Below are 16,387 nucleotides of genomic sequence, written 5' to 3'. Positions count from 1 at the left end.
GTTTATTGTGCTTATAGTTTAAAGAAATGGTCGGTTTAATAATTGGCGTATCCTAAAATACAAATAGCAATAATCAGTACGGCTAAGCCGCCCAATAAAATTTTAAAGGGTTTTGCTGCATTTTTCCATTCACCTTCACGATAGCCCCAAATATTACTAATAATTAAAGCTAGTCCTAAAAGTATGGGCCAGCCTACAACTGGGCCTAAGTTTCCCATAAGTGCAGCTCCTTGACCATAAACACCAAGTGCCGCGAACCAGAAAATACCGGCTACAACAGCCCATTTTAAAGCTTTGCCTTTGTTGGGAATAGTAAAGGCATCCCATGATTTGTTCTTTATAAAAAGGTAAAGAGCGTATCCTCCATTCATGGCAAAAGCACCTAAAAGAACAACTACCCACGAGGCTAAACTAGCATCTTTGGCATCTACCCCATACTCGTTTACAGCAATTGCTGCGACCGGAGCGGCATTAGAAAAGCCTACGTTTAAAAAGGCAGATAAAACTCCCGAAGCTACAGCTATTAAAACACCAATTTTTATAGATTTTGTTGTTGTGGTAGAGTTACTGTGTAATTTGTCTCTCTGAACACCTGCAATTGCAGTAATGGCGACGCCCACTAAAAGAAGGGCAACTCCAATCATTATAATAGGAAATGAAGGTTGTTCAAATGCTCCTTCAATCTGAAAAAGCGGAATAATAGAACCTACCGAAGCCGCAAGCCCCATAACAATTCCATAGGTGATTGATATGCCAGTCTTTTCAACGCTAACCCCAAAAAGAATACCTCCAATTCCCCATAAAAAACCATAAAAGGCAGCTAGGAATAAGGTGTTGCTCTCTGCTTGTGAAATGATTTCAAAGAGATTTGGAATGACAATGAGCGCCCAGATTAAAGGAAATAAAATCATTGCTGTAAACGTGTGAACAATCCACCAAGCTTCCCATTTTAGAGGTGCTATATGTTTCATTCCTAATCCAAAAGTTCCCTGAAAGAAACTAGCGAATACTATTAAAACAATAGCCAGTAGATAAGTATCCATGTATGTTGATTTGTTTTATTGATGTTCAGATAGTGAGGTGTAGATGTATTCATATCCTCTTGTGATACAAAGAAAATTGAATATGATACAGTGGGATTCTCGAATTTTACCTTAGAGTAACATTATTTTATCCGAGTTGATTTGGGGTTAGAGTTGTGTTATGTAATATAAAGCCAACACAAGGAGCCCTCCACTAAGAGCAACAACCCCGGATAGTAGACTAAAAGATTTTAATAGGCGAGATACGGATACATCGTGTACTTCTTTAAATAACCAAAAGAAACTACTGTTTACATGGATAATACCTAAAGAACCCGCTCCAATTGCCGCAGCGGTAAAGGTTGGATGTAGAGTTCCGTTTGAGACTAATGGGGCAACAATAGATGCGGTAGTGATGAGTGATACCGTAATGGAGCCAGTAACCGTAGTAAAAAGGAAGCTCAGCATAAAAGGAATAACGATGCCCATAGCAGCAATATCTCCTACATCTGAAAACATGGAGCCTACTATTTCCGTGTCTTTTATTACTTGTCCAAATGCACCTCCTGTACCGGTGATTAGAATTACGATAGCCGATTTCTCGCCAGATGTCTTGAAAAATGTATTCAAACGGGTAGAAAAGTCTTTTGTAGGTAATAATGGCAGGGCAAAAAGTACACCTATGAGCAGTGCCCATACAGGATTTTTTATAAACTCGATAAAACCATTTTCTGAAGGGAAAATAGTGCCTATGGACATTAGGAAAAGAGGAACCAACAATGCCGCAAAAGGCAAAATCTTTTTAAAACCTTTCAATTCTTTTATTTGCGATACCGTATCAATAGTAGGCTCTGGTAAATTTAAGCTGAGGTTTTTCTTATTCCATCTAATCCACAGTAAACCTCCGGCTATAGCGGCTAAAGCAACCACAATATTCACCGGAATCATATCACCTATATTAATTTCAAGAATAGCCGCTACCGCCAGAGGCCCAGGGGTAGGCGGTATGAGCGCATGGGCAACCGTAAGGCTAATAGCTAAAGAAAGTCCGAGTGTTAAAACGGAATGACCTGATTTTTTTGAGAGAACGAATATAGTGGGTAGTAGCGTTAAATAAGCGACATCCATAAAAACAGGTATACCTATTAAAAAACCAATAATAGCCATACTCAATGGGAGGTACTTTGTGCCGAATAAGTTGATAATTGTATTAGCTATAACATCAGCACCTCCGGTTTGTGCAAGTATTTCACCTAATAAAGTACCAAAAAGAATAATGAGACCTATCCACTTTAAGGTATTCCCAAAACCACTTAATAAACTTTCCGTAACGAGTTCTACAGAACTGCCGGTGGTTAGTCCTAAAATAAGACCAGATATTAATAGCGCGGGTATGGGGTGTACTTTAAAAACTGTTACAGCCACAATGAGCAATACAATACAGAGAAGTAAGAACAGAAGGCTGGTCACGTGGTGAAGTTTAAGTTAGGTCGGTGTACAATAAGCTATTCAAACAAAAATAATGGAAATCTAGGCTCGCATAAAAGCGTACATTAACCAGTATTGGCACTATTGTAACCTTGGAGGCAGTATTACAAGTAACTTGGTTGTGTAAGAGATTTTAAATTCAGGTTACACCAGCTCTTTTTTCTCATTGTATTTTTGCATGTATTCGGTTGGAGTAATATCCATAAGGGCCTTAAATTGTCTATTAAAATTAGTGAGGGTATTAAAACCTGATTGGTAGCAAACGGTTGAGATTTGCATTTCGCCCTCAATTAGCAGCTTGCATGCATTTCGTAAACGAATTTCATTTAAGTATTGTGTAAATGATTTTCTTGTTTTCTTTTTAAAGTATCTACAAAAAGCATTTGGGGTCATGTGTGCAATAGAAGCAATCTGTTCTAATTCTATTTTCTTCTCAAAATTTTCAGTCAAGAAATTTATGATTTTACGCATTCTATCTTTCTCGTTACTATTATAGGTATTTGCAATTACCTCAGAACATAGTAACTCATAATTTTCACTAATAGATAAGGTATCTAGAATTTTCAAAAGCCCTACAATGCTGGAAAGGCCTTGGTCGCCAACTAGTCCGGATATAAGATTATGAACCATATACGTTGCAGATTCTGAAAATTTGATTCCTCTATCTGCCCGTTGCATAAGACTTTTTAATCTTTTTGATTCGGTAAGGTCTAGAAAGTCGCTCCCTAAAAAGTGAGGTTCAAACTTTATGACAATGAGGTTCACAGCTTCAGTTTCCTGCTGGTCGTTGTAATACTCTTTATGGTTTCTGAATAGATGGGGAATATTACTTCCAATAAGATAAAGTTCTCCGGGTTCAAAGCTTCCTATAGAATTACCAACGTAGCGCGTTCCCGTACTTTTAATGAAGTAAATAAGTTCAAGCTCTTTATGGAAATGCCAATTCTGTTCAATACATGGTAATCTATCTTGTCTCGCTAAAAATGAATTTTCAGGGCGTTTTTCGGTTTGTTTGTACGTCAGCTTCATAGTCTCTTTCAATTTTATTATCCAGATTTTTCAAGTGCACGTTTCGACTTTAAAAATTTAGATATTCGTTGTTTTGTCAAGATAAGATTCCTATAAAGATATAAAATTACCTGAAATAATATCAATTATTAATTTTTGGAGATAGAATAGTGTAGGTGTGTTACGCTAGTTTTATCAATTTGATATGATAAATGTTAGCTGATATTCTTTTCTTAAATTTCTGCTTAGTTACTCTAAAATCTTCATTCTATTTATATCCCTATTCCTTTATAATTATTCATTATGAAAAAGAGCAAACATCTAATTATTCATGCTGATGATGCCGGCCTGTGTCATTCTGAAAATAGAGCAACAATGGAGGCCCTAAAAAAAGGTATTGTTAACTCATGCAGTATTATGGTCAATTGTCCTTGGTTTTATGAGATGGCAGAATTTGCTAGAGAAAATCCATTTTACGATTATGGAATTCACCTTACATTAACTTGTGAATGGGAAAAATACAAATTTGGGCCGGTTTTGCCAGTTTCGGAAGTTTCGAGTTTGGTGGGTGAAAACGGATATTTTTATAGAAATCGAGATTTACTAAGGGAACATGCTGTGGCGTCTGAAGTTAAAAAGGAACTTGTAGCTCAAATAGAGAGAGGGTTGAGGTTTGGGATTAATCCGAGTCATATTGATTCGCATATGTATAGTCTTGGGGCAAGGGAAGACTTATTTGATGTGTATAAAGACTTAGGGAAAATATATAACCTCCCGGTTTTATTGAATAGGGAGCTTATGGAAATGGTTGGGTTGGATTGCAACCAGAATCTTAGTGAAGAAGACTTGGTAATAGACAAAACACATTATGGAAACTTTGATTATTTTAAGGAAGGAAAATTAAAGGAGTATTACACCAGTGTTTTTGATAATCTGGTTGATGGTGTTAATCTCATATTAATTCACCCAGCCTTTGATGATGCAGAAATGAAAGCTATTACTATTAATCATCCAAATTTTGGTTCTGAATGGAGGCAAATCGATTTTGACTATTTTACGAGTCAAGAGTGTAGGTCAATTTTGGATGAGAGGAATATTACTCTTATAAATTGGAAAGACTTGAGTAAATAAAATTGTATTTACTTTTATACTTACCACTTTATATATCCTCTGATTTTATAATTTTTCACTTATTTCCATGACACTCAGTTTTATAAGTGCAATATTCCATTTATAATCCAAATTGGGCAGTACACTACAGGATAGTAAAGAAAAAATGCTTCATTAGTTTTAAAGACTTAGAAACATGAAATAGCCGTAAGCCTATAGACGTGTTTTTAAGACAGCCAACTCAACATAATAGGATTATCGGGTTTTTAATGAACTTCTATCCTATTTTAAACAAAACTAAAAATGACTATAAAATTATTGAGGATCAATCAGTTTTTTCTTCTTCTTTCTGGTGTTTTGATTTTTGCAATCTCTTGTACTTCGGATAAAAAAAATACAAATGAATCGGTTGAATCCGATAATCCTAAAATAGCAAAGCTGAAACTCCAGTCTGGTTTTAGTGCGGAACATTTGTACAGTCCCGGAGATAATGAAATGGGGTCTTGGGTAGCCATGACTTTCGATAATAAGGGAAGGTTGATTACATCTGACCAATATGGTGCTCTGTATAGAATGGAAGTTACAGCTATAGGAGCGGACAACCTTACACCAAAAATTGAAAAGCTTAAAATTCAAACAGGAATGCAAGTAGCGGATTCTGTTATACAGATGGGTTATGCCCAAGGTTTGCTGTATGCTTTCAATAGTCTTTATGTAATGGTAAACCATAGAGGAAGTGATGATTTTGAGAAAACTAGCGGTCTATACCGCTTACAGGATACGGATAATGATGATCAGTATGATAAAATAACACTTCTGAAAAAGCTGAACGGGGCAGGCGAACATGGTCCTCATAGCATAGTTCTTTCTCCTGACGAGAAGTCGCTTTACGTGATTGCCGGAAACCATACAGATTTACCCGAAATGGACGGATACCGCCTTCCTAATAATTGGAAGGATGATAATCTTTTTCCACAAATTAAAGACCCTCGTGGTCATGCTAATGACCGTGGAGCACCAGGTGGTTGGGTTGCTAATCTTGATCCTGAAGGAAAAAACTGGGAGCTTGTAGCTTCAGGATTTAGAAACCCCTTTGATTTGGATTTTAATGAACTGGGTGATATGTTCGTGTATGATTCCGATATGGAGTGGGATTTAGGAATGCCTTGGTATCGCCCAACTCGCATATGTCATGTGACAAGTGGTGCCGAATTTGGATGGCGTACGGGTAATGGAAAATGGTCCGCTGCCTATCCTGATAATTTACCTCCGGTACTAAATATTGGTCAGGGTTCACCAACAAATGTTTTGAGCGGAAAAGGAGCTAAGTTCCCTGAAAAATATCAACATAGCATATTCGCTTTTGACTGGAGTTTTGGAATTATTTATGCCATTGAAATGAAAGCAAATGGTTCGTCTTATGTTGGTAAAAAGGAGGAGTTTTTATCGGGAATTCCACTTCCGCTAACAGATGGGGTTATAGGCCCGGATGGTGCTATGTATTTTATGACGGGAGGGCGCAGATTAGAATCGGACTTGTATCGTGTATACTACAGTGACCAAGAAAACTTAAAAGCTTCTGTGGCAGAATTAGGACTGACGGAAGAGAACAAAATTCGCAAAAAACTTGAAACCTTTCATGGCGAGCCACAAGATGAAGCTGTAGCTTTCGCTTGGCCTTATTTAAATAGTAAAGATCGCTTTATTCAATATGCAGCTCGTATTGCCGTAGAACATCAACCCGTAAGCACTTGGCAAGAAAAAGTGTTTTCAGAAACCAATGCTGTTCGTAAAATTCATGCGGCTGTTGCTTTGGCAAGACAGGGAGATAAAAGTCAGCAAGACCGAATCATAAACTCTTTGGTAAACATAGATTACGTAAGTCTTTCGGAGCAAGATCAGGTAGATTTAGTTCGTGCTATTGAACTTACATTGTCTCGTTTTGGAGAACCAAAAGCGAATGTAAAAAAGCAAATCAGTAATTATCTTTCTAATCATTATCCAACCGATACTGATGTGCTGAATCAATTATTGAGTAAGACATTAGTTTATGTAGATGACTCTTCCGTAGTGTCAAAAACATTAGCTTTATTGGAATCTGAAGAAGGAGAAAATGCCTCCGTTATGGCTAACACGGCTACTGAAGCAGCCGACCTTATTTTGAGAAACCCACAGTATGGGATGGATATAGCCGAAACGCTAAAAAATATGCCTTTAGCGCAGCATACATATTACGGATTGGTTTTACAGGATGCAACTACAGGCTGGACACCAGAATTGAGGGAGCGATATTTCCAATGGTTTTACAAAGCTTTCTCTTATAAGGCAGGTCGCAGTTATATAGGATTTATAGATAAAGCTAGGAAAAAGGCTTTGACTCATGTGGCTGAAAATAAAAAAGAATTTTACAATCAAATGTCCGGAGATTCTTTACTTAGTAAATCTGGGAATTCATTGGTCTCTAATGCTATTCAGCCAAAAGGCCCCGGTAAAAGATGGGAAGAAATAGATATTGAACCTTTGTTGGCTGATGGTTTAAGTGGAAGAAATTATGAAATAGGCCGAAACATGTTTTTAGCTACCAATTGCATCACTTGTCATAGTATGGGTGGTGAAGGTCAGAATATTGGTCCAGAGCTGTCTCAGATTGGAACACGGTTCTCACCGGAAGATATTCTTATGGCTATCATAGATCCTAGTGATGTAATATCGGACCAATATAATACGACTGTATTTTCATTAAATGATGGAAATTCTATTGTTGGCAGGTTGATAAGTGAAGAGGGAGAAGAATACAAAGTTTCTCAAAACCCGTATGCTCCGGATATTATTCGGACAATTCCTAAAAGTGAAGTTATTAATATGAAGATGTCTTCGGTTTCATTGATGCCACCAGGGACGATTAATCGCCTGAGTGATGATGAGGTAAAAGATTTATTGGCATACCTTATTTCTGGGGGTAATGCTGAAAACGAACTTTTTACAAAAGAATAGAATCAATCCATGTCAGTTAATAAAGTACATAGGGGAAAAGATAAGATAGGCAATGCCGCTCAGGTTGGCGGTATTGAAATCTCTGTCCTGGATAATGGGTTAGGTCGCGGTACACGTATCGCTTGGATAAATACGGGAACAGGTCTTAGGTATAAGGTGGTCATAGATCGAGCAATGGATATTGCTGATACTTTTTACAATGCGCATAGTTTGGCGTGGTTAAGTCAGACGGGTGTTGTTCCTGCCAATCGGTTTTCTGATAAAGGAATGGGGTGGATACGCAATTTTGGAGGGGGACTTTTAACAACCTGTGGATTGTCTCACGTGGGAGGACCGGAAGACGATGAAAATGGAAAAAGAGGGCTTCATGGCCTTGTCAGCAATACCCCTGCAGAAATAGTATCTATTATTCAACCTGACCCAGTTGTGGGAAAAATGGATATGAGTATCACCGGAATCATTCGCGAGACTCAGGTTTTTGGACCAAATTTGGAATTAAAAAGGACTATTTCTGGTACATTGGGAGAAACAAAAATAACGATACAGGATGAGGTTGTAAACCGAGGTAATCAAAAGGCACCACACATGCTTTTGTATCATGTAAATTTTGGTTGGCCCTTGATAGATGAAGGAACCGATTTACTTTGGAAAGGAGATTGGAAATCTCCAACACCGGATTCAGAACAAAAAATATTCAAAGAGGGCCGTAATTTTCGTAAGTGCCCAGCACCCATGGATGCACATTCGGGCACAGGAGAGGATGTCGCTTTTATTGATATAGAAGCTGATGCTTCCGGAAATTGTGAATGTGGAGTTTACAATGAAAAGCTGAACTTGGGGGTAAAGCTCCAGTTTCCAAAAAAGCAATTGCCTTGGTTGATCAATTGGCAACATTGGGGCAAAAATGAATACGTAGCGGCCTTGGAGCCAGCGACCAATCCACCTATAGGCCAGAAAAAGGCAAGGGAAGAAAATAGTCTTATTTTTTTATCTCCGAACGAAAGTAGGAGCTATATTCTAGAATTAGAAGTGCTATCACCAGAAAAAATAAAATCATTTATAACATCTTTTTTATAAAATAAATATAGAATACTATGGCAAATTCATCGGCTAAAAAGGCTTTGGAACAAGGACAAGGAATTTTACGTTTGGCACCAACATGGGTACCGCGTTCTTTTTGTGTTCCGGGTAGAAGAATAAAATTACACCCAGATGATTATTATGTGCTAGGGGGAGAGCGTGGAGGTATAGATGAACGTTGGTTTTCTTCAACCACACCTGCAGAAAACGGGCCATTAACCGGAGAAAACGAAGGTTTAAGTCCAGTAGTTTTTGAAGAAGATGGTAAAGAAGTCCAGATTCTTTTAAAAGATGTTATTGACGAATTAAAGGGTGAGGTTATTGGAGACCGTCTATGGGATGAATACCAAAGCTGGCCTATGTATTCCAAGTTTTTTGATAACATGGGGCCCTTGCCACATCACATTCATCATAATGACGAGCATGCCGCTAAAATTGGTCAAAAAGGAAAGCCGGAAGCCTATTATTTTCCACCTCAAGTAAATAACCATGGTGGTGATTTCCCTTATACGTTTTTCGGGATAACTCCGGGTACAACTAAAGAAGAGATTAAAGAATGCCTAAAGAATTTTACAAAAGGCGATAATAAGATAACCAATTTTTCCTCGGCTTTTAGATTGGAACCGGGAACGGGTTGGGATGTACCACCAGGAATGCTTCATGCGCCAGGCAGTATGTGTACCTACGAGCCACAAAAGGCATCTGATGTATTTGCAATGTACCAGTCTTTGGTAAACGAAGCTATTATTCCTGAGGAACTGTTGTGGAACGGAACACCAGAAGACCGAATGGGAGATTTTGACCAATTGATGGAGGTAATAGACTGGGAATTGAATACGGATCCAAATATGCTAGAAACCCGTTTTATGAGACCTATTCCCGTAAAACCACTAGAAGATATGGAAGCTGAAGGGTATGTTGATAAATGGATCTGTTATCGTTCGGATGCGTTCAGTGCCAAAGAATTAACCGTGTTGCCAGGCCAGACAGTAACTATAAAAGATAGTGCATGCTACGGAATGATTATGATGCAAGGGCATGGTAAAATGGGCGTTTGGGATATTGAAACTCCATCACTTATAAGATATGGACAATTAACTCATGACGAATATTTCGTATCCGAAAAAGCTGCAAAAGAAGGTGTTACTATCGTAAATCATAGTAAAACGGACCCTATTGTAATGCTAAAACACTTTGGACCTAAAAATCCTGACCTTAAATTATAAATAAACCGTATTTTAGAGCAAGTGTATTTTTTACGTTTATAAAGATGCACTAAATTTAGAAAACAGATACGTTTAATTTAAAAGTACAGAAGTATGAAAGACAACACTTTTCCAAAACTCCACAATGCCTCTTGGCCTGGTATTGTTGGTAAAGGACCAGATTCAGAGCCACCTATTTCATTTGATCAGATGCTTAAAATGACTGCTGACGCAGAGGTAAATGGCGTTAAGTTTGACGGAATAGATATTGGGTTATTTGATCCACATGTTGATATTCATAGTTCTGATGATGACATAAAAAGATTGGCCGATAAGGTTGCCGGTTATAATTTAAATATAGGAACAATGGTAGCTCCTATCTGGGGAGGTCCAACATTAGGCTCGGATGAAGACCGAAAGACTTTTGTGGCAATGGTACAACGTGCATGTCATTTTGGTAAAATATTTAGGGAACATGGCGTACGGCAATACGGGGTTATTAGAATTGATTCTGCTTCAGGGCCGGATGCTTGGTACAAAGACCCTGTAAATAGTACCAAAATAATTGCCAAAACATTTCAGGAAGCATGCGATGTAGCTGCTGACTATGACGAAAAATTAGCTGCGGAAGGTGAGATTTGCTGGGCGGGAATGCATAGTTGGAAAGCCATGGTAGAAACTTTGGAAGCTGTAGACAGATCTAATATTGGTTTTCAGGCAGATATGTCCCACACCTTATTGTATTTATTAGGGTATAACGCGCCTGAACATAGAATTTTACCTGAAAATTTTGATTGGTCAGATCGTAAAACTTTGGAAGCCGGTCTCAAAACAGTTACCGACGCTTTACGACCATGGACTATAGATTTCCACGTTGCTCAAAATGATGGAACGGTACACGGAACGGGATCTCATGATAAGACCGGACGCCATTGCTTGGCTACGGATCCAAACGGTAAATTAGATGTTGCGAAGGACGCAGGCTATTGGTTGCGTGATGGAAATGGAGAGTTGACCAAAGCCTTTAAACATATTTGTTGGGATGGGTGCATGTTTGACAATGATGTGATGTTAAAACAACAGACTTGGAACGATATTTTAGCAACCCTTATTGAGGTGCGTACATTACATGGATGGAGTTAACTAACAAATAAAAAGAGAAGACTATGTCATTTGTTACAGTTAACGGAATACAAGTATACTACGAAACTAGAGGTCCAGTTGATGGAAAACCTCTCTTGTTAATAATGGGAATTACCGCTGCTAGTGCAGTATGGGAAAAACACGTTTCGTATTGGGAAAAAGAATATTACTGCATACTTTTTGATAACCGAGGAGTTGGTTTATCGGACAAACCGGAAGGTCCTTATACAACCGCTCAGATGGCCGATGATAGTGCAGCATTGTTAGATACATTACATATATCAAATGCAGCGGTAGTCGGTGTTTCTATGGGAGGTGCAATTGCTTTGCAAATGGCCATTAGGTATCCGGAAAAGGTTTCGGCAATGGTAGCCATGTGTCCTTGGGCAAGTTGCGATAGAAAGGGAGAGGCTATTTTCAGACACATTACGCATATTAAAGCACATTTAAGACCGGAGCAGTTTGCACATTTTATGCAATTGCTCATTTTTGATAAACCTACATTTGATGATGATGCCGAATATGCAGGGTTATTAGAGGGACAGACAGGAGCGTCGTTGGAAGCTATTCAGCAACCTTTACATGGTCTGGAGGCTCAAGCTGAAGCTTGTATTAATCACAATGTGGTAGCGCAGTTGCAGCAAATAAAATCACCAACACTTGTAATAGGAGGTAAGCAGGATATGTTCGTTCCAGAATGGATGGTACGGCAAGTATCCGATGGAATTTCTAATAGTGAGCTGCATTTGTACGATAATGCCGGTCATGCTTTCCATTGGGAAAAATTAGATGATTTCAATCCAAGAGTATTGAATTGGTTAAAAGCGAACTATTGAAAAAGACCATTTTCCATTGAAGAGGTAATCTTTCTCAATTTGGAAGCAAATGGCAAATCCAATTCTAATTAAAAATAAAACAACGATGTCAAAAATAAAAATTGGTTGCGAAACCTATACTTGGGCAATGTCCGGTGAAAAATATAAAAACAAATTAGATCATATAATAGAAGTAACCTCGAAAGCAGGATTTAAAGGCATTGAGCCTGATACTGGTTTTATGAACGGGTTTACAGATCCCAAAGTTTTCAAGGAGACTTTGGATAAAAATAATATTGAATTGTCCGTCCTGTGTCATGTCGAAGATTGGAGAAATCCAAAGGAAACTGATGCTGAAAAAAGAAATGCCAATCAATGGATCGAGTTTATGAAACATTTTCCTGAAGCAATATTATTGCTGGTGCAAATGCCAGGACAAGATCGTGAACATTTAAAGGAAAGGCAACAGAATCTATTGACCTGTGTAAATGAAATTGCCACAAGGGCCGCAGGTGAAGGAGTGATATGCTCATATCACCCTAACTCTCCCATGGGTTCTATATACAGAACCGAGGAGGACTATAAAATTCTGTTGAACGGTCTGGATAGTAATGTAATAAAATACACGCCGGATGTTGGGCATATGGCCAAGGGCGGTATGGACCCATTACCTATTATAAAACAGTACCGGGAATTGGTGAACTGCGTGCATTATAAAGATATGTACGACAATGGTAAATGGGCTGCAATGGGCGATGGAATTATCGATTTTAAAGGAATAACATCTTATTTAAAGGAAACTGATTTTGAAGGATGGATTATTGTTGAGGACGAATGTGATGCCGCAATTACTGATCCAGACGGAATTACTTTAAAAGATGGTATTTACATAGAAGAGGTTTTGAGGCCTTTGATATAAACGAATATGAACATTTTTTAAACTTAAAATTATAGTACAATGGCACAAAAGAAAGAACTCCGTATAGGATTGATAGGAACTGGTTTAATGGCGAGGACGCACACAAATGGCTACAAGCGTAGTGGTGATTTTTTTCCTGAACTAGAATATCGGCCGGTCTTAAAAACGGTGTGTGCCAGGACAGAGGAAAAGGTGAAAGCTTTTGCTGAACAATGGGGTTTTGAATCTTATGAAACCGATTGGAAAGCGGTAATTGCCAGAGATGATATAGATGCTGTTGATATCTGCACACCCAACCATATGCATGCAAATATTGCAATTGCGGCTGCAGAAGCAGGTAAAATGGTGCTCTGTGAAAAACCATTGGCGCGCTCTGTAGCAGAAGCGCAACCTATGGTGGATGCTATTAAAAAAGCAGGTGTTGCCAACACCGTATTTTATAATTACCGTCGTATTCCGGCTGTAACGCTAATCAAGCAAATTGTAGATTCGGGTAAGTTGGGTAAGATATTCCATTACAGAGCTAATTTTCTACAAGATTGGACGATTAACCCTGAGCTGCCACAAGGTGGTGAAGCTTTATGGCGTTTGGATGCCGAAGCAGCAGGCTCTGGGGTAACGGGAGATCTTTTGGCACACTGTATTGATAGTGCCATGTGGTTGAATGGTGCAATAAAAGATGTATCTGCAGTTACTGAGACTTTTATCAAGGAACGTGTACACCAAGGAACTGGGGAAGTTCAAAAAGTGACTATAGATGACGCTTGTATTTTTCATTGTCATTTTGAGAACGGGGCTTTGGGACTTTTTGAAGCAACACGATACGCACGGGGTCATAAAGCTTTGAATACGCTGGAGATAAACGGAGAACATGCTTCGCTGAGGTGGGATTTGCATGATATGAACTATCTTGAAATGTATGACCATGCAGATGATGCAATTGTAAGAGGTTGGAAAAGAATCCTGATTACAGATAGTGATCAGCCCTACATGGATAAATGGTGGATACCGGGTACATCTATTGGCTATGAACATTCATTTGTACATCAGGTAGCAGATTTCTTAAAAAGTTTGGAAACAGGAGAGCCATGCCAACCTTCTTTTGAAAATGCATTGATGACCCAAAAAGTTTGTGAAGCGGTCATTAATTCGGCTAATTCCAAAAGCTGGAAAGATACAGGTTTGGTTTAAAAATTTACAACCTGTCCTTTTTTCAATAAAGAATCCCGCTAAACAAGTAGTTTAGCGGGATTCTAATATAAGTATGCCTTTCAGTATCTATTCTGAACGATACCAGCTATACATTTTCTCAATACCTTCTTGAAGGTCTATACTATGTTTCCATCCTAGCCCGTGAAGTTTAGAGACATCCGTCAATTTCTTCATCGTTCCATCTGGTTTATCAGCGTTGAAATTTAAAGAACCTCCAAAACCGACCATGTCTTTAATCGACTCAGCTAGTTCTCGAATAGAAAGATCTATACCGGTACCAATGTTGATATGGGTATTTCTAATTTCTTTCTCTCCGGAAGCGTACGTATCTTCAAAATTTCTGCTTTTCATGATGAAAATACATGCATCCGCCATGTCTTCTGACCAAAGAAATTCACGCATTGGTTTTCCGCTGCCCCAAATCTCTACACTCATCTGTTCACCTGTCTTTTTAACACCGTATTTTTCAAGAATCGTATAGATGTCAGATTCACTGGAGTTTCCATCAACTCCTTCAATTGGGCGTTCGTTCAAATCTTTACGGACATTATCCCAATCTTGAGCTTCCAATGCTCTACCTAAATGCATTTTTCTAATTAGAGCAGGCAGTACATGTGACTTCTCTAAATCAAAATTATCATTAGGACCATAAAGGTTTGTTGGCATTACGGAAATAAAATTTGTTCCGTACTGTAAATTATAGCTTTCACATAATTTAATACCGGCAATCTTTGCAATGGCATAAGGCTCGTTTGTATATTCTAAAGTATCCGTAAGAAGATAATCTTCTTTCATGGGTTGCGGACACTCTTTTGGGTAAATACATGTGCTACCTAAAAACAAAAGCTTTTTTACATTGTTCGCATAACTATGATGAACAACGTTGTTTTGGATCATAAGGTTTGCATAAATGAAATCTGCCCTGTAGGTATTATTGGCTACAATACCGCCCACTTTTGCTGCAGCAAGAAAAACATATTCCGGTTTTTCTTCAGCAAAGAATGAAGCGACTGCGTTAGCATCAGTCAAATCAAGTTCAGAATGGGTTTTTAAAACAAAATTTGAAAACCCATCTGCTTTTAACTTTTTTAGAATGGCGCTACCAACAAGTCCTCTGTGGCCTGCAATATAAATTTTCGCGTCCTTGTTCATGCTATTCAAAATAGTTCATGATACGATAGCCACCATCTTTTAGGTAGGTGTCTTTCTTCATCAATTTTAAATCGCTTTGCATCATATCTTCAACCAAGTTTTTCAAATCATATTTAGGAATCCATCCTAATTTATTATTTGCTTTGCTTGGATCACCAATAAGTAAATCTACTTCAGTTGGTCTAAAGTACCTTGGATCAACAGAAACAACTTCTGTTCCTATTTCTACTTGATAATCAGGGTTACTACAAGAAACTACAGTTCCTTTTTCATCAACACCTTCACCTTTAAATTCAACTTCTATACCTGCATGAGCGAAACTCATTTTTACGAAATCACGAACAGTAGTGGTCTTACCAGTTGCAATTACCCAATCCTCAGCCTCATCTGCCTGAAGAATCATCCACATCATTCTAACGTAATCTTTAGCATGACCCCAGTCTCTTTTTGCATCAAGGTTACCCAAGTAAACTTTATCTTGAAGACCTAATGCAATTCTAGATGCAGCTCTTGTAATCTTACGAGTTACAAAAGTTTCTCCACGAATAGGAGATTCATGGTTGAAAAGTATACCGTTACAAGCGTACATTCCGTATGCTTCGCGATAGTTTACCGTAATCCAATACGCGTACATTTTAGCGACCGCATAAGGACTACGTGGATAAAACGGAGTGGTTTCCGATTGAGGTACTTCCTGTACCTTACCGTATAGCTCAGAAGTTGAAGCCTGATAAATTCTTGTTTTTTTCTCAAGACCTAAAAGACGTACAGCGTCTAGAATACGTAAAGTACCAATACCATCTGCATTAGCAGTATATTCTGGAGTTTCAAAAGAAACCGCTACGTGGCTCATTGCCGCCAAGTTGTAAATTTCGTCTGGTTCTATTTGCTTTATAAGGCGAATGAGGTTGGTACTATCCGTCATATCACCGTAGTGAAGATGAAGGTTTCTCCCTTCAACATGAGGGTCTTGATATAAATGATCAATTCTATCAGTATTAAAAAGAGAAGATCTCCTTTTAAGTCCGTGAACCTGATATCCTTTTTTTAATAAGAATTCCGCCAAGTATGCTCCATCTTGTCCGGTAATTCCTGTAATCAAACATTTTTTCATAATGTTGAGTTCTAATGGTTTTTATTTACTGGCGACAAAGATGTCGATTTAAATTCTTACAAGAGTAATATGAACGTCAAAATTATTTAGAAATGAGGATATTATGATTGTATTGGTTGTAGTTT

General features: G+C 38.2%; 13 protein-coding genes. 8 read left to right on the top strand and 5 right to left on the bottom strand.

The features are described from left to right. Positions 1-35 precede the first annotated feature (35 nt). The 3 genes from IWC72_RS19970 to IWC72_RS19960 form a co-directional block, all read right to left on the bottom strand. A complete protein-coding gene (locus tag IWC72_RS19970; RefSeq protein WP_194527976.1) occupies positions 36-1,043 on the bottom strand; it encodes an L-rhamnose/proton symporter RhaT in 1,008 nt (335 codons plus the stop codon). Positions 1,044-1,190: 147 nt separating this feature from the next. Continuing rightward, positions 1,191-2,492, bottom strand: coding sequence for a GntP family permease (locus IWC72_RS19965; RefSeq protein ID WP_194531019.1), 1,302 nt, complete (start codon positions 2,490-2,492; stop codon positions 1,191-1,193). 162 nt (positions 2,493-2,654) lie between these two features. Beyond that, a complete protein-coding gene (locus IWC72_RS19960; protein WP_194527974.1) occupies positions 2,655-3,539 on the bottom strand; it encodes an AraC family transcriptional regulator in 885 nt (294 codons plus the stop codon). Between the two features lie 282 nt (positions 3,540-3,821). On the opposite strand from IWC72_RS19960, the gene IWC72_RS19955 reads away from it, so the two are divergent. The 8 genes from IWC72_RS19955 to IWC72_RS19920 all read left to right on the top strand — a co-directional run bounded on the left by IWC72_RS19955 (position 3,822) and on the right by IWC72_RS19920 (position 13,975). Continuing rightward, complete coding sequence (locus tag IWC72_RS19955) at positions 3,822-4,649, top strand: polysaccharide deacetylase family protein (protein ID WP_194531018.1); 828 nt, start codon at positions 3,822-3,824, stop codon at positions 4,647-4,649. A gap of 282 nt (positions 4,650-4,931) precedes the next feature. Then, the gene (locus IWC72_RS19950) at positions 4,932-7,622 is read left to right on the top strand and encodes a c-type cytochrome (RefSeq protein ID WP_194531017.1); all 2,691 of its coding nucleotides are present in this window, start codon (positions 4,932-4,934) and stop codon (positions 7,620-7,622) included. Positions 7,623-7,631: 9 nt separating this feature from the next. Further along, positions 7,632-8,699, top strand: coding sequence for an aldose 1-epimerase family protein (locus IWC72_RS19945; RefSeq protein WP_194531016.1), 1,068 nt, complete (start codon positions 7,632-7,634; stop codon positions 8,697-8,699). Positions 8,700-8,716: 17 nt separating this feature from the next. Next, positions 8,717-9,928, top strand: coding sequence for a class I mannose-6-phosphate isomerase (locus IWC72_RS19940; RefSeq protein ID WP_194531015.1), 1,212 nt, complete (start codon positions 8,717-8,719; stop codon positions 9,926-9,928). A 93-nt stretch (positions 9,929-10,021) separates the two neighbouring features. Continuing rightward, complete coding sequence (locus tag IWC72_RS19935; protein ID WP_194531014.1) at positions 10,022-11,050, top strand: sugar phosphate isomerase/epimerase family protein; 1,029 nt, start codon at positions 10,022-10,024, stop codon at positions 11,048-11,050. 23 nt (positions 11,051-11,073) lie between these two features. Next, on the top strand, positions 11,074-11,886 hold the full coding sequence (locus IWC72_RS19930) for an alpha/beta fold hydrolase (RefSeq protein WP_194531013.1): 813 nt from the start codon (positions 11,074-11,076) through the stop codon (positions 11,884-11,886). 85 nt (positions 11,887-11,971) lie between these two features. Further along, the gene (locus IWC72_RS19925) at positions 11,972-12,784 is read left to right on the top strand and encodes a sugar phosphate isomerase/epimerase family protein (protein WP_194531012.1); all 813 of its coding nucleotides are present in this window, start codon (positions 11,972-11,974) and stop codon (positions 12,782-12,784) included. Positions 12,785-12,823: 39 nt separating this feature from the next. Further along, the gene (locus IWC72_RS19920; RefSeq protein ID WP_194527966.1) at positions 12,824-13,975 is read left to right on the top strand and encodes a Gfo/Idh/MocA family protein; all 1,152 of its coding nucleotides are present in this window, start codon (positions 12,824-12,826) and stop codon (positions 13,973-13,975) included. Positions 13,976-14,062: 87 nt separating this feature from the next. Here the strand turns inward: IWC72_RS19920 and IWC72_RS19915 are convergent, their stop codons facing one another. Together IWC72_RS19915 and gmd are read right to left on the bottom strand one after the other, a co-directional pair. Further along, the gene (locus IWC72_RS19915) at positions 14,063-15,148 is read right to left on the bottom strand and encodes a GDP-L-fucose synthase family protein (RefSeq protein WP_194531011.1); all 1,086 of its coding nucleotides are present in this window, start codon (positions 15,146-15,148) and stop codon (positions 14,063-14,065) included. A 1-nt stretch (position 15,149) separates the two neighbouring features. Then, the gene (gmd, locus tag IWC72_RS19910; RefSeq protein ID WP_194527964.1) at positions 15,150-16,262 is read right to left on the bottom strand and encodes a GDP-mannose 4,6-dehydratase; all 1,113 of its coding nucleotides are present in this window, start codon (positions 16,260-16,262) and stop codon (positions 15,150-15,152) included. Between the last annotated feature and the right edge of the window lie 125 nt (positions 16,263-16,387).

This window comes from Zobellia roscoffensis (genome assembly GCF_015330165.1).
GTDB classification, from domain to species: Bacteria; Bacteroidota; Bacteroidia; order Flavobacteriales; family Flavobacteriaceae; genus Zobellia; species Zobellia roscoffensis.
Note: the sequence above shows the minus strand (reverse complement) of the source record. Positions and strands in the feature narration are given on the sequence as shown.